Annotated in this window: 18 protein-coding genes; 11 read left to right on the forward strand and 7 right to left on the reverse strand. The window is 72.0% G+C overall.

What is annotated here, in order from left to right; translation table 11 throughout:
• The first annotated feature begins 129 nt into the window (after nucleotides 1-129).
• On the forward strand, nucleotides 130-1023 hold the full coding sequence (locus AC2TEW_RS26030; RefSeq protein ID WP_484625781.1) for an endonuclease/exonuclease/phosphatase family protein: 894 nt from the start codon (nucleotides 130-132) through the stop codon (nucleotides 1021-1023).
• A gap of 354 nt (nucleotides 1024-1377) precedes the next feature.
• On the opposite strand, the gene AC2TEW_RS26035 is transcribed toward AC2TEW_RS26030, so the two are convergent.
• Nucleotides 1378-2268, reverse strand: a complete 891-nt coding sequence (locus tag AC2TEW_RS26035) for a LysR family transcriptional regulator (protein ID WP_484625782.1) — start codon at nucleotides 2266-2268, stop codon at nucleotides 1378-1380.
• 179 nt (nucleotides 2269-2447) lie between these two features.
• Here AC2TEW_RS26035 and AC2TEW_RS26040 point away from each other — a divergent pair, with 179 nt between their 5' ends.
• From AC2TEW_RS26040 to AC2TEW_RS26055, 4 genes are all read left to right on the forward strand, one after another.
• Nucleotides 2448-3659: an MFS transporter gene (locus tag AC2TEW_RS26040; protein WP_484625783.1), complete on the forward strand. Its 1212-nt coding sequence runs from the start codon at nucleotides 2448-2450 to the stop codon at nucleotides 3657-3659.
• Nucleotides 3656-4510, forward strand: coding sequence for an SDR family NAD(P)-dependent oxidoreductase (locus AC2TEW_RS26045; protein ID WP_484625784.1), 855 nt, complete (start codon nucleotides 3656-3658; stop codon nucleotides 4508-4510). Before AC2TEW_RS26040 ends, AC2TEW_RS26045 begins: the two co-directional genes overlap by 4 nt.
• Nucleotides 4511-4613: 103 nt before the next feature.
• On the forward strand, nucleotides 4614-5486 hold the full coding sequence (locus AC2TEW_RS26050; protein ID WP_484625785.1) for an NAD-dependent epimerase/dehydratase family protein: 873 nt from the start codon (nucleotides 4614-4616) through the stop codon (nucleotides 5484-5486).
• A complete protein-coding gene (locus AC2TEW_RS26055) occupies nucleotides 5479-6309 on the forward strand; it encodes an MBL fold metallo-hydrolase (protein ID WP_484625786.1) in 831 nt (276 codons plus the stop codon). The genes AC2TEW_RS26050 and AC2TEW_RS26055 overlap by 8 nt, the downstream gene beginning before the upstream one ends.
• Before the next feature lie 334 nt (nucleotides 6310-6643).
• Here the strand turns inward: AC2TEW_RS26055 and AC2TEW_RS26060 are convergent, their stop codons facing one another.
• The gene (locus AC2TEW_RS26060) at nucleotides 6644-8083 is read right to left on the reverse strand and encodes a tetratricopeptide repeat protein (RefSeq protein ID WP_484625787.1); all 1440 of its coding nucleotides are present in this window, start codon (nucleotides 8081-8083) and stop codon (nucleotides 6644-6646) included.
• A gap of 5 nt (nucleotides 8084-8088) precedes the next feature.
• Nucleotides 8089-11553: a CHAT domain-containing protein gene (locus tag AC2TEW_RS26065; protein WP_484625788.1), complete on the reverse strand. Its 3465-nt coding sequence runs from the start codon at nucleotides 11551-11553 to the stop codon at nucleotides 8089-8091.
• Nucleotides 11554-11615: 62 nt separating this feature from the next.
• On the opposite strand from AC2TEW_RS26065, the gene AC2TEW_RS26070 reads away from it, so the two are divergent.
• The 3 genes from AC2TEW_RS26070 (at nucleotide 11616) to msrA (ending at nucleotide 13593) form a co-directional block, all read left to right on the forward strand.
• Nucleotides 11616-12029 carry a hypothetical protein gene (locus AC2TEW_RS26070; RefSeq protein WP_484625789.1) on the forward strand — a complete coding sequence of 138 codons (414 nt, stop codon included), beginning with the start codon at nucleotides 11616-11618 and terminating at the stop codon, nucleotides 12027-12029.
• 4 nt (nucleotides 12030-12033) lie between these two features.
• Entirely contained in the window at nucleotides 12034-12960 is a 927-nt protein-coding gene (locus tag AC2TEW_RS26075) for a hypothetical protein (RefSeq protein WP_484625790.1), read from the forward strand.
• 126 nt (nucleotides 12961-13086) lie between these two features.
• Complete coding sequence (gene msrA / locus AC2TEW_RS26080) at nucleotides 13087-13593, forward strand: peptide-methionine (S)-S-oxide reductase MsrA (RefSeq protein WP_484625791.1); 507 nt, start codon at nucleotides 13087-13089, stop codon at nucleotides 13591-13593.
• 57 nt (nucleotides 13594-13650) lie between these two features.
• Here msrA and AC2TEW_RS26085 read toward each other — a convergent pair whose 3' ends face one another.
• The 3 genes from AC2TEW_RS26085 to AC2TEW_RS26095 form a co-directional block, all read right to left on the reverse strand.
• Nucleotides 13651-14328 carry a flavodoxin family protein gene (locus AC2TEW_RS26085; protein ID WP_484625812.1) on the reverse strand — a complete coding sequence of 226 codons (678 nt, stop codon included), beginning with the start codon at nucleotides 14326-14328 and terminating at the stop codon, nucleotides 13651-13653.
• Nucleotides 14329-14425: 97 nt separating this feature from the next.
• A complete protein-coding gene (locus AC2TEW_RS26090; protein WP_484625792.1) occupies nucleotides 14426-14989 on the reverse strand; it encodes a peroxiredoxin family protein in 564 nt (187 codons plus the stop codon).
• Between the two features lie 31 nt (nucleotides 14990-15020).
• Nucleotides 15021-15311 (reverse strand): muconolactone Delta-isomerase family protein, encoded by a 291-nt coding sequence (locus AC2TEW_RS26095; protein ID WP_484625793.1) that lies wholly within the window; start codon nucleotides 15309-15311, stop codon nucleotides 15021-15023.
• A 155-nt stretch (nucleotides 15312-15466) separates the two neighbouring features.
• Here AC2TEW_RS26095 and AC2TEW_RS26100 point away from each other — a divergent pair, with 155 nt between their 5' ends.
• Nucleotides 15467-15838 carry a YybH family protein gene (locus tag AC2TEW_RS26100; RefSeq protein WP_484625794.1) on the forward strand — a complete coding sequence of 124 codons (372 nt, stop codon included), beginning with the start codon at nucleotides 15467-15469 and terminating at the stop codon, nucleotides 15836-15838.
• Nucleotides 15839-15877: 39 nt separating this feature from the next.
• Here AC2TEW_RS26100 and AC2TEW_RS26105 read toward each other — a convergent pair whose 3' ends face one another.
• Complete coding sequence (locus AC2TEW_RS26105; RefSeq protein WP_484625795.1) at nucleotides 15878-16444, reverse strand: hypothetical protein; 567 nt, start codon at nucleotides 16442-16444, stop codon at nucleotides 15878-15880.
• 200 nt (nucleotides 16445-16644) lie between these two features.
• Here AC2TEW_RS26105 and AC2TEW_RS26110 point away from each other — a divergent pair, with 200 nt between their 5' ends.
• Both AC2TEW_RS26110 and AC2TEW_RS26115 read left to right on the forward strand, forming a co-directional pair.
• Entirely contained in the window at nucleotides 16645-17019 is a 375-nt protein-coding gene (locus AC2TEW_RS26110; protein WP_484625796.1) for a VOC family protein, read from the forward strand.
• Nucleotides 17020-17145: 126 nt separating this feature from the next.
• Entirely contained in the window at nucleotides 17146-17511 is a 366-nt protein-coding gene (locus tag AC2TEW_RS26115) for a cupin domain-containing protein (RefSeq protein ID WP_484625797.1), read from the forward strand.
• The last annotated feature ends 60 nt before the right edge of the window (nucleotides 17512-17571 follow it).

The raw sequence follows: 17571 nt of genomic DNA on the forward strand, positions 1-17571 counted from the left end.
ACTTCAGCCACCTTCCCGGACCGTCCAGGGTGTGGGCCGGCCGCACCCTGGCCGGCCCCCGCCCGCCCGCCCGGCCACCGCAGCTCCCGTCAGGACACTGCTCCGGCACCGCTGTTGTACGGTCGGACCGTGACCGGCTCCGCAGTGGTGCGCCTCGCGACCTTCAACGTCCTGCACGGGCGCGAACTCCTCGACAGCGGCCGACCGGTACGCACCACGTACCCGGACACCCCCTCCGTGCGGCCGCTCGTCGACGCCGTCGCCGCCCTCGACGCCGACGTGCTGGCGCTGCAGGAACTCGACCGCCACCAGGAGCGGTCCGGCCGGGTCGACCAGGCGCGGGCGGTCGCCGAGGCGACCGGCGCCGCCGACTGGCGCTACGCCACCGCGTTCCACGCCCGGGCCAGGCCGGGCCGCCGATGGGAACCCGACCGCTCCGAGCCGGGGCTGCGGGTGTACGGCCCGCCCGGCACGGGGCACGACGGGGAGGCGCCCTCGCACGGCATCGCGCTGCTGTCCCGGCTGCCGGTCCTGGGCTGGCGGGCCCGCAGGTTCGCCGCGCCCCCGGTCGCCCTGCCGCTGCCGGTGGGCGGCGGGGCGGGGCTCAGGGTGATCCGCGACCATCCGCGCGCCGCACTGGCCGCCGTCCTGGAGGGCAGGCGCGGCCCGTTCACGGCGGTGGCGCTGCACCTGTCCTTCGTCCCGGGCTGGAACGTCCGCCAACTGCTCGCCGTACACAGCTGGATCGCCGACCTGCCGCAGCCGCACATCCTGCTGGGCGACCTCAACCTTGCCGGCGCGCTCCCGGCGGCGACCCTCGGCGCAGCCAGCCTGTGCTCCCCGCCGCCCCGGCCGGGCTGGCGCAACCTGGCCCGGATCCCCACCTTCCCCGCGCACCGCCCACGGGTGCAGCTCGACCACATCCTCGCGGCCGGACCAGGCCCGCACCGGCCGGAAGCGGTACGCGCGCCCAGGACACCGATCTCGGACCACCGGCCCCTGACCGTCGACCTGCCGCTGTGACCCCACCGGCCGACGCCGGGACGCCCACCGCTGCGCCCACCGCTGGGCTCAGCGGTGCTCCGGGTTCTCCGGGTCGACGCCGCAGCCGGCGCCCCACCCGCAGAGCTGGGCGCCGTACGCCGGGATGCCGCCCGCGTCCTTGAACATGCGGGCCGGCCGGAGAGCGCGGCGTCGTAGTGGCCGGCGGGCAGCCGGGGCCCGGACCCGCGCCGGCGCCAAGCCCCGGGCGGTGCCGCCGTAGCCGGGCGCCCGCGGCGGGAACGGCGGTGCGAAGCGCCCGGCCCGGCCGTCCGCCGCCCGGATCTGCCCGGTGCCCGTGCCGAGCAGCCACCTGGTCGACCTGGATCCGGGAGCTCAGAAGTGCAGGGCACCGAGCTCGCGGACGGTCCGGGCGAGGGCCCGGACCGGCTCGCTCTCGGCGTCGCGGCGCCACACCAGGGCGTACGGAATCGTCCCCATCTCGGGAATGGGGAGGAAGCGCACGTGGGACATGGACCAGTACCGGGTGACGTGCGAGGGGAAGGGGTGGACGATCTCGCCGGTGATGACGAGGTGGATCAGCTCGTCCGCGTTGGTGACCTCCTCGACGCGTTCGATGGTTCTGCCCCGGGGCGTGTGGAACCCCAGGTAGCCGTCCTCCCAGTAGTCGGGCATGGCGGGGGGCATGGCGTGGGCGAAGTCGGCGAGGGCCTCGTGCGGAACGGCGTCGCGTCCGGCGAGCTCGTGGTCCGCGGCAACGGCCAGCACCCGGGGGTCGTGGAAGAGGACCGGGCCGACGGTGACATCGGGCTCGTCCACCGGCAGCCAGGTGACGAAGACGTCCATGTCGCCGTCGCGGAGCCTGGCGAACGGCTCGACGTACGGTGCCCTGCGCACCTGCAGCTCCCACTCGGGGTGGCGGGACCGGAACGCCTCCCAGTAGCGGTGCAGGTTGGGAACGTTGAAGGGCATCATGCCGACCCGCAGGCGCGCGGTCCTGCCGCGGGCGGTCAACCGGGCCCGTTCGAGGCTGTCCCGAAGTTGCGCGTGGACCGGCCCCAGATCCGCGCGCAGCTGACTGCCGAGCGGGGTCAGGCGGATCCGGCGGCGGTTGGAGCGGTCGAACAGCAGGCCGCCGAGCTGGCGCTCCTGACGGCCGATCACCTGACTGACCCGTGCCTGGGTGAGGTGCAGCCGGGCGGCCGCCCGGCCGAAGTGCAACTCCTCCGCCAGTGTCAGAAAGACCTCGATCTCGCGTATCTCCATGTGCCGCCGACCCCCGTCATAAGCCTGATTTATCGGATCCTACTGATCTTGGGCGTTGATGGCCGTGGCCTCTGCCTGAAGGATCGTCAGCAAGACCGATCCCCGAATCCCCAACGGACCGGAGTGCCATGACCGTCGTCGACGCCCGGAAACCATCCACCACGCCAGGCAGCGATCGGGTGCCCCTGAGGAGCTGGCTCGCCGTCGTCACCATGGCGGTCGGGACGTTCGCCCTGGTGACCGTCGAGTCCCTGCCGGTGGGTCTGCTCCCGTTCATCGGAGGAGCTCTCCACGTCTCCGAGGGCACCGCAGGCCTGATGGTCACCGTCCCCGGCCTGGTCGCCTCCGTCACGGCGCCGCTGCTTCCGGTGGCGATCGGACGGCTCGACCGGCGGACAGCGCTGATCGGCCTGATCACCCTGATGGTCCTGGCCAACGGTCTGTCGGCCGTGGCACCCGACTTCACCGTCCTGCTGGGCGCGCGCCTGCTCGTCGGGATCAGCATCGGCGGGTTCTGGTCGCTCGCCGCCGGCCTCGCCGTGCGGCTGGTACCGGAGCGTTCCGTCCCCCGGGCCGTCTCGGTGGTCTTCGGCGGCGCCACGGCGGCCAACGTCCTCGGCGTACCGGCCGGGACGCTGATCGGCGGTCTCGCGGACTGGCGCACCGCGTTCGTGGCCGCGGGCGCACTGGGCCTCCTCGTACTGGCCGGCCTGCTCCTCCTGCTGCCCCCGATGCCTGCCCACCAGGTCGTTCAGCTGCGCACGCTGCCGCAGCAGTTCCGCCACCCCGTGGTACGCGCCGGCGTCATCGCCACGTTCCTCCTGGTCGGCGGCCACTTCGCCGCCTTCACCTTCGTCAGCCCGATCCTGCGGACCGTCTCGGGGATCGGCGAGGGCGCGATCGGCCCGCTCCTGCTCGGCTTCGGCGTCGCAGGCATCCTCGGCAACTTCCTCGCCGGTGCGGCCGCCGAGCGGAACGTCCGCACGACCGTCGTCACCATCAGCGCCCTGCTCACCGCGATCCTCGCGGTCTTCCCCCTCGCCGGCCGCACCCCGGTCGGCGGAACCCTGCTGCTCCTGGGCTGGGGAATGGCCTTCGGCGGTGTGCCGGTCGCCGTCCAGACGTGGATCCTCAAGGCGGCGCCCGACTCGGCGGAGGCCGCCACCGCCCTGAACACCTCGGTCTACAACCTGGCCATCGCCCTCGGGGCCCTCCTCGGAGGGATCGTCGCCACCGAGCTCAGCACGGACGGTGTCCTGACCACCGGGGCCCTCTTCACCCTCCTCACCGCCCTGGCCGTCCGCAGCGCCCGCCGGGGCCGAGCAGCGGGCCGAACCCTCCCGGCCACCCCCGTCCCCACGATCTCCCCCGGACAGGAGCACCGCACATGAGCACCACAGCCGGATCCACGAGCCGCGTCTGGTTCATCACCGGCGCCAGCCGCGGCCTCGGCCGCGCCTTCGCCGAGGCGGCGCTGACGGCGGGCGACCGCATCGTGGCCGCCGCCCGCACCACGACCGCGCTGGACGAGCTCGCGAGTGCCCAGCCCGGCCGGGTCCTGCCCCTGACGCTGGACGTGACCGACCGGGACGCCGTGTTCGCCGCCGTCGCCGAGGCGGTCGGCCACTTCGGACGGCTCGACATCGTCGTCAACAACGCCGGAATGCTCTCGATGGGCATGGTCGAGGAGTTCACCGAAGCCGAGGCGCGCGCCCACCTGGACGTCAACTTCTTCGGCGCGCTCTGGGTGAGCCAGGCCGTCATGCCCGTGCTGCGCGCACAGAGCTCCGGCCATCTCGTGCAGGTCTCCAGCATCGCCGCCCTGGCCGGCTTTCCCAGTACCGGCCTCTACAGCGCCGGCAAGTTCGCCCTGGAAGGCCTCAGCGAAGCCCTCGCCCTGGAAGCGGCCGGCTTCGGTGTCAAGGTGAGCATCATCCAGCCCGGCGGCTACTGGACCGACCTCTACACCGCGATGCGCAGCACGCGTCCCCTCGAGGCGTACGCCCCCCTCCGGGAGGAGCTGGCCAGGCAGTTCGCCGAAGGCTCGGTCGACAGCGACCCGAAGCTCGCCGCAGCCGCGCTGCTCCAGCTGGTCGACAGCGACGAGCCGCCGCTGCGCCTCCTCCTGGGCAGCATGGTCTACGACCTGGCCTTCGACATCGCGCGCACCCGGGCGGCCACCTGGGCGGCGTGGGAACACGTCAGCCGCGCCGCGGAACACGCGATCACCGGCCCGGCCTGACGGGAACCCGCACCGACGGTCGACGGTGGCCGCCGCGCTGCTTCGCGCCCGCCCACCCCTTTGTTGTCACCCCTTGTCGTCGAGCAATCGAAGAGGAACAGACGTGAAGGTACTCGTGCTGGGTTCCACCGGCTACATCGGATCCGCCGTGGTGCGGCGGCTGGTGGCCGACGGCCATCAGGTGGTCCATTTCGTCAAGGACGCCGAGCGGCTCGGTCCTGACGCGGCGTCGCGCGTGGGCGATCTGCGCGACCCCGCCTCGCTGCGGGCCGCCGTCACCGACGACATCGACGCCGTGCTGAACCTCGCGACGCCGACCGGCGAGGAGACGGTGGACGCGGCGGCCGTGGGCGCGCTGACCGAGGGGTTGCGCGGCACCGGGCGGGCGTTCGTGTACACCAGCGGTGTCTGGGTGCTCGGCGCCACCGGCGACACCGCCGTCGGCGAGGACGCCGCCACGGACGCGATCACCATCGTCGGCTACCGCCCGCGCATCGAGCAGCGCGTGCTGGCGAGCGCGGCCGAGGACGTGCGCGCCGTGGTGCTGCGGCCCGGCATCGTGTACGGCCACGGCGGCGGCATCCCCGGTCTGATGACCGGCTGGGCGAAGGAGCACGGCAGCGGCCGGTACGTCGGCTCGCCGGCCACCCGCTGGCCGATGGTGCACGTGGACGACCTCGCCGAGCTGTTCGTGCTGGCCCTGACCGGGGCCGAGCCGGGAAGCGTCCTGCACGGCGTGGCCCACGAGGCGGTGCCGGTCGCGGCGCTCGCCGCCGCCGCCGACATCGCCGCAGGTGGCACCGGCCGGGCCGAGCCCTGGCCGCCGGAGCAGGCCGCCGAGGCCGTGGGCACCCCGTTCGCCGAGGCCCTGGCGCTGAACCAGGTCGTCGCCGGGTCCCGCGCCGTCACCGAGCTGGGCTGGCGGCCCAGCCGCCCGTACGTCCTCACCGAACTGACCGGAGGCGACCGTGCCTGACCTCACCGGATCCGCCCTGCCGATCTGCCGCACCTGCGGCACCCAGTACGCCGCCGCCCGTCCCGACTGCCCGGTCTGCCTGGACGAACGCCAGTACGTCGGGGCAGACGGCCAGCGGTGGACCAGCCTCGCCGAACTGCGGGGCGAGGGCCACGAGATGCGCTTCGAGGAGCAGGGCCCGGACGTGCTCGGCATCGGTTGCACCCCCGCCTTCGCCATCGGCCAGCGGGCCCTGCTGCTGCGCACGGCCGCCGGCAACGTGCTGTGGGACTGCGTGCCCTACCTCGACGACGCGGTGATCCGCGAAGTGGAGCAGGCCGGCGGGATCGACGCGATCGTCATCAGCCACCCGCACTTCTACTCCGCCATGGTCGAGTGGGCCCACACCTTCGACGCTCCCGTGTACCTGCACGAGGCCGACCGGCAGTGGGTCGGCCGCCCCGACCCCGCCCTGCGCTTCTGGAGCGGACGGACCCACCGGCTGACCGACGACCTGACGCTGATCAACCCCGGCATCCACTTCCCGGGCAGCACGGTGATGCACTGGAGCTCCGGGGCGGGTGCGCTGTTCAGCGGCGACGTGGTCAACGTCTGCCCGGACCGCCGCTGGGTCACGATCATGTACAGCTACGCCAACCACATCCCGGAGCGGCCCGACGCAGTCCGGGCCGCCGGAGAAATGCTCGCCGGCTACCGCTTCGAGCGGATCTACGGAGCATGGTGGGACCGCGTCGTCACCAGCGACGGCAACGAGGTCCTCGCCCGGTCGGTCGACCGCTACCTGCGCTTCGAACTGGGACTGGCGGCGGAGGCCCGCCCATGACGACGACGGAACGGATCCACCGAACGTGACCCCGGGCGAGGCGGTCCCCCGGGCCGCCCTCGCGCTCCCCCTCGTCGTGGCCTTCGCCGCCACCCCGCCGGCTCGCCGCTGGAGGTCGAGGGCGAGACGGCGAAGCGGAACCCCCGCCACCGAGCACTCGAGTGGGACTTCGGGATCGCCTTGCTTCAGGGGACGGAAGGTCGTCGCCGGTAGCGGCTGCGACGCGTCAGCCGGGCAGCTCTCACCCGTCCGTCTCATGCCGTCGGCGGCCACTGTGCGCGCGATGCAGGCCGTCCGAGCTTCGGCCCGATGCACGGCGAGGAGGTACTCGCGGTCACCACAGCCGCGGCTGCTTCAGGTCGTCCAACGCCCGGCGAGCGGCGAGTGCGCGTACCAGCGGATCGCCGAAGCCGAGGAGCTCGATCACGTCCTCGAGCCGCTCTTCCAGCAGGGGCTCGAGGGCGTCGAAGTGCCCGGCCAGGACCAGCGCCTGCATGAGGAGGGCCACCGACTTCTTGGTCCGGTCGTCGGACCGGCCCAGGTACCGGTCTGCTGCGTCGAGCGTCTCCCTGGCCGCCTCGACCGCGTCGTCCCACCGTTCCTGCCGGAAGTGGACGATCGCCAGCAGCCGTCGAGTTGCGACCACGGCAGGATGGCCGGCGCCGAGGGCGGCCTCGCCACGTTCGAGCAGCTGTCGGACCTCCGGTTCTACCGCGTCCGAGTCCACCTCCGGGTCCTCGTCGGCCAGCAGCAGCGCGTGCCATCGACCCAGCTCGTCGAAGACCACCTTCCCGGTGAGCTCCTCCACCGACCGGGCCTGCTCCGGCTCCTCCGGTTCGATCGCCGGACCGCCCTGAGCGCCCTGAGCGCTCTTCAACCGCGTCCTCACCAGGACGGTGTCGGGGTCGTCCGGTCCCAGAGCCGACTCGAACTCCGGGAGAAGCGCTGCCCACACGCGTGCGGCCTCGTCCCGGCGACCCGCCCACTCGTGGATAACTCCGATGTTGTTCCGGGTACTCAGGGTGTCGCGGTGCGTTGCTCCCAGGCTCGCCGTCCGGTCGGCGACGATCCGTTCGACGACCTCCATTGCCCGTCGGTGGTCACCCGACTCGAGGAGGGTCTCGCCCAGCCCGGTCTCCAGGTCCGACACCAACGGATGCCCGGCGCCGCTGATCTCCACCTGGACGGCGATGAGGCCCTCCCAGATCCGGGTGGCACGCTGGTACTGCCCCACCTCGCGACAGGCGTGCGCGAGCCTGCTCCTGCTCAGCCGGCTGGCCGTTGAGCCCGGTGGGAACCGCAGCTCGGTCACCTCGTTGACGCGCTCGCACAGGGGCAAGGCGGCACGCCACAGCCCGCTTTCGAACAGCAGGTCGATCATCCGTTCGATGAGACGGACGATGTTCGTACCGTGGTCCTCGGCCCTCGTGTAGCCGACCCAGGCGGAAAGGTGCGGGGCGAGTGTGATGCAGCGCGCGGTCGCGCCCGGAGCCCCGGGGTCGCCGAGATATCCGGCGATGCCTGCGATCGCGGTGAACTGCCACCGCTCACCGAGAAATCGGCGGAATTTCTGCTGGACCCAGGGCGCGACGGAGCAGGTGCCGTCCGGACCTCGCGTCACCAGCCCGGCCCTGACGAGCGCTGCCAGGTCCGCATCGCGATCCGGCGTCGACGGGAGCAGCTCGACCGGAATGCGGTCGGGCGCCAACCAGGCGGTGGTCGCGAGGACGGGGAACGCCGTCCCGGGGAGTGATCCGAAGTCGAAGTCGCCCACCCCGATCACGCCCCGGTGTGCACGAACGAGGCCCAGACCGTCGGCGTCACGGGACAATGCTCGCGCAATCGGCGGACGGCGAGGTGCAGCGCGTGGGCGGAGGTCTCGACCCGGAGTTCCCGACCGCCCTCATCCGTGAGGTGGGAGTAGAAGGTGTCGAAGATCTCCCCGGCCGTCGCATCGCTGACCGGCCAGAGCGCACCGATGACATGGCGGAATCCGGCGAGTTGCAGGGCGCCCGTCAGGTGCAGTCCTTCGTCGGTCAGGTCCGAGCCGGTCTCGGCGGTACTGCAGGCCGACAACACCGCCAGCTCGCGGCCGGCCAGCTGGAGCGCGGCGAGCTCGGCCATCGTCAGCGGGTTCTGCTCGTGGTCGGCGAGCAGGAGTCGACTCATGCCCGGTGAGTGGATGTCGGTCACCGCGTGGCAGGCCAGGTGGACGTTCGCGTGGCCTTCCAGCGCCGCCAGGAAGGCCTGCTTCGTCGCCTGGGTCCCGGCCAGCAGGCTCGCGTCGGGCAGCCAGTGCCGGATCGCGGCGACCTCCGTGTCGACGCCGCGCAGCGCGACGGTAGCGGGGGCCTGCGCCTGCGCGACGATCACCGTCCGGCTCGGGCCGGTGCTCTCCGGCCTCTGCCGTACGAAGTGCAGGGCGCGCAGACTCGTCGTGTAGGAGGAGACCACCCGGTCGAGCACGCCGTCCGCGGTCCCGTTGCCGGCCGCGTGCCAGGGCAGGTGGCTCAGGAATCCGAGCGGGCACCACCACATGCGCGGCCAGTCGCCGCCCTGGGACACGGGTTCCAGCCCGAGGTCGGCGAGGATCGGCTCGGCGGCGGCCGTCCAGAGCCACTCCAACGTGTCACGTACCGCTGCCTGTGCCTGGAGGCGGACCCGGAGGGTGTAGGTGTCCGTCAGCGCGTAGCGCCGGGCCGTCAGGAAGGTCAGCACCCGTTCCTGCGTCGGCCCGTGGGCCAGTTCGGGCAGTTCGAGGATGCGGACGGGCCGGTCGGAGTCGGAGGTGACCAGGACGGCGTACCCCCTTTCGTCGCCGGTGGCGATCAGGGCGATCGGGCCCTGTGCCGCCGCATCGGCGAGGGAGTGCTGCGCGTCCGGTGCGGCCGTGGCGTGCAGGTGCCGCCAGCGGTCCATCAGCCTTCGCCGTTCCTGCGCAATGTCCCGTTCCAACTCGCGACTCCGGGAACTCGTCCCTGTCGCACTGTCGCGGAGATCGAGGGCCCGCAACGCGGCGGTCAGCTGCAGCAGTTCGGCGGTCTGTGACGGATCTGCCCCGGATGCACCCGGGTGGACGGTCATGACGTCCTGCGACAGCAGGCCGCGGCTTCGCTCGATCAGCTCCACCGTCCGCACCGGGTCCTCGGCCGCGATCCCGGCCTCGATCAGCTGCCCGGTGAACCCGCGGTAGCGGCGCAGGACGTTCTCACGGTCGACCCGGAGCGGACCGGAAGCGACGTTCAGCCGACGGAGGTCGATCATCTCCGCCAGATCGTCCAAGGTCCGGGCGGTTGTCTGCGCCAGCAGTTGGCTGCGCAGCGCCGCTGCGGTGGTCCTGACGTCGAGTCGGGCGTACGGCGAGGCGATCACCCGGTCGAACCCGGCGCGCGCCTCCAGGGCATGGCTCGGGTCCTTGGTGACCGCTGCCAGGTTTCCCAGCGCCGTGGCGCGTTCCAGTTCTGCGGCGACCAGGGTCCCGGGCATGGCGACGGCGGCGCGGGCCAGCACCTGCTCGGCGAGTCCGATCGCCTCCTGGAGCCGTTCGACGTCGCCCGTGGCCACGCCCCGCAGGACCTGGACACGAGCCAGCTCACACAGCACCATCGGCTCCTCAGGGCCGCCGGGTGGCGCCAGCGCCCGCGCCTGTTCGCCGTACTCGACGGCCTCGTCGATCGCCGCCGACCGGTGCGGGGAGCGGCGGAAGATGTCGCCCAGAACCCTGGTCAGCAGATGCAGGATCGCCATTCGCTGCGCCCCCGGGAGGTCCGGGAACTCATTGGCCCGCTTGAGGGAGGTGAGTGCTTCCTCCAGCAACTCCGGGCTCCGGCGGCGGCCGCCGTCGTAGTGAACGGCCTTCGTATGGCTCAGGTAGGCCCCCGCGGCGATCACGCCATCGGCGTCGTTGACGGCTTCGATCGCGAGCCTGCTCTCATGGACCGCCTCGTGCAGTGCTTCCAGGTCGTCGGTCAGCTCGTAGACGGTCCGGTGAGCCTCCGAAAGGGCGATCCTGACGAGTCCCGCCCTCGCCGGATCCGATTGCGCCATGGACTCGACAGCGGTGCGTGCCAGCGCGACCGCCTCCCGCGCCGGTTCCGGGTCGTGGGTCTTCTGGGCGAGCTTGCCCAGCCCGGCCGCCAGGTAGATCCTCGCCGGAGTCTGTGCGCCGCCGCCCTCCGCCACGGTCAGCAGGCGCCGGCTCAGTCCGACGGCCCGACGGAGCCCGTCGGTGTCACTCTCCTCGGCCACATCTTCCAGTGCCGCCTCGCAGAGGACCAGGAGCACGGCGGTTTCGGTCGGGCGGTGCTGCGGCGACGAGGCCAGGAGGTCGTGGCAGCGTGCCACGGCGGCGGCCCGCTCGTCCCGGCCGGAAGCCAGAAGTCTCGTCAGCACGGCGGACAGATGCCCGACCGCCAGGCTCTTCAACTCCTCCGGAAGGTCTCCGTACAGGTCGAGTGCCTTGAGCAGTGGCTGGACCTCATCAACCAGCAGGCCTAGCTGCATCAACGCATTCATCAGGGCGAAGCGGTGGTCCACCTCTCCCGAAGCCGTCGCACGTAGCCTGTCGCGCCCCGCCAAGTCGTACATCGCCGTGTCATGGTGGTGGTCCATCAGCGAACGGTCGGCCTCCTCGGGGCGCATCCGAACGTGCACGAGGCTTCCCACGTCGACAGCCCGCATGCAGACGTCGCGCTCGTGAGTTGCCGCGCGCAGGACACTCAGGACGACGAGGAGTTGCTTGAGCACCCTGGTCAGCTCGGGATGGTCCGGAGTGGCAGCCACGAGGGCCAGCTCCAGGATGTCGACGGCGAGCCTCAGGGCTGCGAGGTCACCCGTGTCGGCGTAGCTCAGGAGCGGCCCGCCGTGCAGCTCCAGCCAGACTGTGGGATCGGTGACGAACCCGGTCTGGCGGGAGAAGGTCGCCAAGGGGTCGTTACCGGCCCGGTAGATGCGGCTCATCCGCTCGGGGACGAGCTGCGGTGCCACGGCGTACACCGGTCCGAACAACTGGCCCGCGATCTCCAACTCCAGCATGTCCTGTCCAGGAGGTCCGACCAGGCTGCGCTCCAGGAACATTCCGGCGGAGAGCCCGATGGCCTGCAGATCGAACTGTCCCTTTCGGCGATGCCCCAGAAGTGCCACCACCTCAGCCAACGCGTCCATCGACAGCAGCATCTCCCGGCCCGAACCGCCCCGGGCAGCGCCCAGTCTCGCGAAGACCTTCGCCGCCAACTCGTCACGCATCCGACCGCCCCCAGTCCCCACCGCAGGCACCAACTACCGCTGCTTTAGCCTAAACTGATGGTATGCCAGATATGCCAGATACCCCGACGGGCCGACGCTCGAACGACGCGCTGACCGAACTCGCCGAGCGGGTGGAGAAGCTCTGCCGGGTGTACGGCCGGAATGATCAACTGGCCGACCTGCTGACGGCGGCCAGCGCAGACGACCTCCTCCGACAGGTGATCGAACTGATGGCCTCGGACGACCGCCCGTTGGACACGATGACGGGCCTCCTCGACCAGCTCGACGCTGCGGCGACCCGCGTCGGTGTACACGGTCTGACCCGGCCGGACCGGACGTGGAGCCCGCTGCCGGGAGCCCGGACCCCTCGTGCGGCACCGCCCCTGCGGGTCTGCCCGGTCCGCTGGTGCACCCGCGCCGAGGAGAGCGCGGCCAGCTGCGCCCTGGTCGACCGCCCTCTGACCCTCCTGCCGTGACACCGTGACCACACTGCTCCTGGGAATCTCCAAGATGGCCGCCGAGCGCTGGGCCGCGCTGCTGCTCGGCCCCGGCCTGCTCTTCGTCATGTGCCTGGTGATCGCGCGACACTCGGGCTTCCGACACGCGGTGGACCTCCGGTACCTCCGCACCTACCTGAACGCGTTCGCCGGCGCGCAGGCAGACAAGCAGCCAGCCGAGCTCCTCACCGCCCTGCTGCTCGTGACCGCCCTCGCAACCGCCGCCGGGGCAGCTGCGGCCTCGGCGGGCCGGACCTTCGAGCGGGCCTGGATCCCGGACCGGCCGCACTGGTACGTCACGGTGCTCACCCATCGGCGCATCCGTCGCTGGACCACCCTCACCCGCGCCGTCCAGGAGGCTCGTGACCAGCGCGTTCACGATCACCTTCACGGGACGATGCCGAACCGCCGTCGTCCGACCGAAGCCCGACTGCTCGCGCAGCAGGAGCGGCTCTTCCCGGACGGCCCACCGGACCGGCCGACCTGGACGGCCCAGCGCATGGCCACCGCCGCCGGTCGGATCCGGCAACGCTACGGCGTCGAACTCGCCGAGATCTGGCCGCACATCTGGGCGGTCGCCGACAGCGAGGCCCGCAAGGACATCCAGGGCGTCCGGGACGGCTACGCGGACGCCGGCCGGCTCGCCGCCTGGGGAACGGCCTACCTGCTCGTCACCGTCTCCACCGGCTGGTGGCCGGCCTCCGTCATCGGCGCCGTCCTCGTCAGCACCGCCGTACTGCGGGCACGCGCCGCGATCGACGCACTCGCCACCCTCGCCGAGGCCGCGGTCGACCTCAACATCCGCAAGGTCGCGGAGCAGCTGGGAATCGCATGCCAGGCCGGGTTCGACGCGACGGCGGCAACCTCCCTCAACGCCGTCCTGCGCCCGCGACCGTCGATCACGCCCTGAACCGGCCGGTCCTGTTTCCTTACGGAACCCGGACGAGGCGCGGCCGGCGCGTGCACGGGAATACGGCGGCCTCGTAGGTTGTCAGTAGCAGCGAAAGCCGATGTCCGTCACTGAGGGAGTGGAACGATGGCGACCGAGAAGGCCATCCTCGCCGGGGGTTGTTTCTGGGGCATGGAGGAGCTGTTCCGCCGCCGGCCCGGGGTGGTGTCCACCCGCGTGGGCTACACCGGTGGCGACGTCCCGAACGCCACCTACCGCAACCACGGCAACCACGCCGAGGCCATCGAGGTGGTCTACGACCCGGCCCGGACCGACTTCCGGGCCCTGCTCGAGTTCTTCTTCCAGGTCCACGACCCGTCGACCAAGGACCGCCAGGGCAACGACATCGGCGCCAGCTACCGCTCGGCGATCTACTACCTCACCGATGAGCAGAAGCGAGTCGCCGAGGACACCATCGCCGACGTCGACGCCTCGGGCCTGTGGCCGGGCAAGGTCGTCACCGAGGTCACCCCGGCCGGGCCCTTCTGGGAGGCCGAGCCCGAGCACCAGGACTACCTGCAGAAATTCCCCAACGGCTACACCTGCCACTTCCCCCGCCCGGGCTGGAAGCTTCCCCGCCGCGCCGACGCCTAGGGCAGCCCCGGCCTCGGCCGGACCGTGGTCCGCTCGAGGTCGTCGGCCGCGCCGATCTCAGCGGTGCTCCGGGTTCTCCGAGTCGAAGCGGCAGCCGGCGTCCCACCCGGAGCGCTGGTTGCCGTACGCCGGGATGCCGCCCGCGTCCTTGAGCATGCGGGCCAGGTGGAGCAGGTTCCAGGTCATGAAGGTGGTGTTGCGGTTGGTGAAGTCGTTCTCCGGCCCGCCGGAGCCCGGGTCGAGGTAGGACGGGCCCGGACCGGCCGCACCGATCCAGCCCGCGTCGGCCTGCGGCGGGACGACGTACCCCAGGTGCTGCAGGCTGTAGAGCACGTTCATCGCGCAGTGCTTCACCCCGTCCTCGTTCCCGGTGAGCAGACAGCCGCCGACCCGCCCGTAGTAGGCGTACTGCCCGGCGTCGTTCAGCAGGCTCGAGCAGGAGTAGAGCCGCTCGATGACCTGCTTCATCACCGAGCTGTTGTCGCCCAGCCAGATCGGCCCGGCCAGCACAAGGATGTCCGCGGCCATGACGCTCGAGTAGAGGACCGGCCACTCGTCGGTCTCCCAGCCGTGCTCGGTCATGTCCGGCCAGACACCGGTCGCGATGTCGATGTCCACCGCCCTGACCGTCTCGACCTGCACACCCTGGCGCTCCATGATGCCCGTGCTGAGGTCGATCAGCCCCTGGGTGTGGCTCCGCTCCGGCGAGCGCTTCAGCGTGCAGTTGATCACCATGGCCCGCAGGTCGTCGTAGCGGGCGGGCGGGTTGCCGGGGGAGACGGGCGGAACGGTCACGAGAACTCCTCGGGGTGTCGGTGGAAGGGCCCGCACCTCACTTGTAGGGGAAGAACCCCCGGCGGTCGCCGCCGTCCCAGGACTCGCGCAGGCCCGGAGCGGACAGGTCCCAGTCGGGCCGGATCTCGCGGGTCACCTCGCGCAGGTCGCGGCGCAGGTCCTCGACGGAGGGCCGCCCCCAGTACCAGTAGCCGTTGTAGACGCTGTGGATGACCAGCCCCGGCTTGAGCACCAGGGTGTGCGGGATCATCGGGTCGTGGTGCGGGTCGGTGTACTCCTGGATGTCCAGATCCTTCTGGACCTTGCGCCCGGCGTCGGAGAGGAAGGTCCACCGCGCCCCCACCGAGTCGCGGAACTCCGCCAGCTCCAGGATGCCGTCGGTCGAGATGGTGACCACCTGGGTGTAGGCCACGGCGATCTCGGGATAGTGCGCCGCCAACTGCTGGTGCTGCTGGTGCTCCTTGGGACAGTAGTGGCCCCGCGAGAGGAGGAGCACCATCGGATCCGCCCCCTGGAGGTCACTCAGCCTGCGCCTGGTCCTGGCGTGGTCGGTCAGCTCGTAGTCGGGGAACACCCCGCCCGGCCTGATGTCCGTACGCATCTTCAGCTCCTCGCTCCGGTCCGTGCGCGTCCTACCGGCCCGGATCGTTCGGATGGGGGGACAGCGGGGTCACCTCGTCCCGCCGCCACACCCGCAGCGGCATCGACGCGAGCACCTGCTCCAGACGCTCGGCGTCCTCGGCGCTGAACAGGCCCCAGGTCCGCCACTCGCCCGGCGCCAGCGGGGGCCGCCACAGCCGGAGCAGGCTGCCCTGGGCCGCCAGCTCCCGGGCCCGCGCCGCCTCCCGGGTGCGGATCTCGGCCACGGCCTCCTCGGAGGTCCCCTCCGGCACCGTGGTCACCATGTCGACCAGGAACTCCATGCGCTGCTCCTCAAGCTCGCCCCCAGGGTGATACTCGCCAAGACCCGCTCCGCGCGCACCTCGACCACCCGGCCCGCAGGCTGGAACGGCCCGCACCACACCGGCGTCACGAGCACCGGCGTCACGAGCACCGGTGCTACGAGAGAGAGGTCCCGATGAGCAGCACGCCACAGGACGAGGCGGTCGCGCGCAGCGTCCTTGACCCCTGGAAGGCCGCCGTCGACGCCCACGAGCCCGGGCGGGTCGCCGCGCTCTTCACGGAGGACGCGATCTTCCAGGGCCTGCACCCCTACAGCGTCGGACGGCAGGGCGTCGCGGACTACTACGACGCCCAGCCGCTCGGGATGACGGCCGAGTACCGGATCCTCGAGACCAGACGGCTCGCCGAGGACCTGGTCCTCGCCTACCTCGACGTCGACTTCTCCTTCGTCGACCGGCCGACCCTCACGGTCCAGCTGAGCGTCCTGGTCCGGCGGGACGGCGACGGCTGGCTCATCGGCCACTACCAGGTGTCCAGGCTCGGCTGAGGCGGGCGTCGAGGATCGGCCGAGGCCCGGGGGGACGGTTCACGCCGATCCGGAGCCGGCCCTCCGGGACCGGGCCCACCCCCACCCGCATGCGACCGCACCCACCAGCAGCGCGGTCCCCAGCGCGTACACCGGCAGCCACCGGGTCGTGGTCGCCGCCAGGCAGTCGGCCACGGCCAGACTGCTCTGCTGCTGCTGGGCATGGGTGAGCGCGTCCCCGGCGCCGGCGGCCAGATCCCCCAGCGCGGCCTCGGTCCGCAGGCTCTCGTACCGGCCCGACTCCACGCATCCGTCCCGGGTGCCCGGCATCGGGAACAGCCAGGCCCAGCGCTGCATCGCCGGGGCCAGTGCCAGGGCCACGCACAGCCCGACCACCAGCGCGTACGCCGCAAGCCCGCACGCGTATGCGGCCTGCCGGCCCGGTGCCCACAGCGGTACCCGCCCGAAGGACAGGACCACCACCAGCAGCGTCACGCCGAGGTAGGTGGAGAACCACTCCCATGCGCCCTGGGACAGCGAGAAGGCCAGCACCACGGCGAGCGCGGTCCCCAGCACACCGGCGTTGCCGCCCAGCCGGTCGACGCCCCCGCCTCTGTCGTCGGCCACCGGACCCCGGACACCTCTTCGGCCGTGCTCGCTCACACGCTCTCTCCTGCCTGCCTCCGGAGCCCCAGCCTCCCGCCCTCACCCGTCGCCGGCCGCGGCCACCACACCGGTGCGGCCCGGACCCCACCCGACCGGCCCAGCCGCGGGCGTCCGGAACGCCGTACCGCGACGAGCCGCTGACGGACCGTAGGATGCTGGTCATGGCCTGTCGCATGTCCGAGCTGGTGATCGACTGCCGGGACCCGCAGCTGCTGGCGGCGTTCTGGTGCGAGGTGCTGGGCTACGCCGTGCTCGGCACCGACGAGGACGGCGCGGTGGAGATCGGGCCGCCGGAAGGTTTCGGCGGGCTGCAGCCGACGCTGGTCCTCAGCCCCACGGCCGACCCGAGGCCGGGCAAGCTGCGGCTGCACATCGACGTCAGCCCCACCGACCGTGACCAGGACGCCGAACTGGCGCGCCTGCTGGCGGCCGGGGCGAGCCCGGCCGACGTCGGCCAGAGCGGCGAGGAGAGCTGGCACGTCCTGGCCGACCCCGAGGGCAACGAGTTCTGCCTGCTGCGGACCCGGCTGAGCTGACCTTGCCGAGCTGACCCGGCCGGCTGGGCGCGGCGGGCGGCCAGGGCCGCGTCCGCGCGTCGCCGTCCGATGCTCCGGAGCCGAGACTGGAGGGAGGGATCCCTGCGTTCGGGTGAGGAGCACGCCATGTCAGGTCTGATCCGCAAGAGTTTCGACAGCCCCGAGGAGGTCCGGCCCTTCGGGCAGGACTCGGGGAAGGTGGAGCTGGTCAACCTGGACGCCGGAGCGGTGGGCCGGGGGACCTTCGAGCCCGGCTGGAAGTGGTCGACGCACATCAGGCCGCTCGCGGGCACCGAGACCTGCCAGGCCTCGCACATGGGGTACGTGATCTCCGGCCGGATGCACGTCGTCATGGACGACGGCGAGTCGGCCGACTTCGGCCCCGGTGATTTCATGGTCTGCCCGCCCGGCCACGACGCCTGGGTGGTGGGCGACGAGCCCTGCGTCGTCATCGACTGGCAGGGGCTGTCGGACTACGCCAAACAGCGCTAAGGCTTGTGGAGGCAGATGTCGCCGGGCGTGCGGCGACGGATCATCCCGTCCGGACGCACG

The sequence above is a fragment of the Kitasatospora sp. NEAU-CNBT7 genome (assembly GCF_057220535.1).

What these genes read in the sequence shown, in the direction of transcription:
- AC2TEW_RS26035 (WP_484625782.1), bottom strand. Translation starts at nt 2,268, where the DNA reads ATGGAGATACGCGAGATCGAGGTCTTTCTGACACTGGCGGAGGAGTTG.
- AC2TEW_RS26045 (WP_484625784.1), top strand. Translation starts at nt 3,656, where the DNA reads ATGAGCACCACAGCCGGATCCACGAGCCGCGTCTGGTTCATCACCGGC.
- AC2TEW_RS26065 (WP_484625788.1), bottom strand. Translation starts at nt 11,553, where the DNA reads ATGCGTGACGAGTTGGCGGCGAAGGTCTTCGCGAGACTGGGCGCTGCC.
- AC2TEW_RS26070 (WP_484625789.1), top strand. Translation starts at nt 11,616, where the DNA reads ATGCCAGATATGCCAGATACCCCGACGGGCCGACGCTCGAACGACGCG.
- msrA (WP_484625791.1), top strand. Translation starts at nt 13,087, where the DNA reads ATGGCGACCGAGAAGGCCATCCTCGCCGGGGGTTGTTTCTGGGGCATG.
- AC2TEW_RS26085 (WP_484625812.1), bottom strand. Translation starts at nt 14,328, where the DNA reads ATGGTGATCAACTGCACGCTGAAGCGCTCGCCGGAGCGGAGCCACACC.
- AC2TEW_RS26090 (WP_484625792.1), bottom strand. Translation starts at nt 14,989, where the DNA reads ATGCGTACGGACATCAGGCCGGGCGGGGTGTTCCCCGACTACGAGCTG.
- AC2TEW_RS26095 (WP_484625793.1), bottom strand. Translation starts at nt 15,311, where the DNA reads ATGGAGTTCCTGGTCGACATGGTGACCACGGTGCCGGAGGGGACCTCC.
- AC2TEW_RS26100 (WP_484625794.1), top strand. Translation starts at nt 15,467, where the DNA reads ATGAGCAGCACGCCACAGGACGAGGCGGTCGCGCGCAGCGTCCTTGAC.
- AC2TEW_RS26110 (WP_484625796.1), top strand. Translation starts at nt 16,645, where the DNA reads ATGGCCTGTCGCATGTCCGAGCTGGTGATCGACTGCCGGGACCCGCAG.
- AC2TEW_RS26115 (WP_484625797.1), top strand. Translation starts at nt 17,146, where the DNA reads ATGTCAGGTCTGATCCGCAAGAGTTTCGACAGCCCCGAGGAGGTCCGG.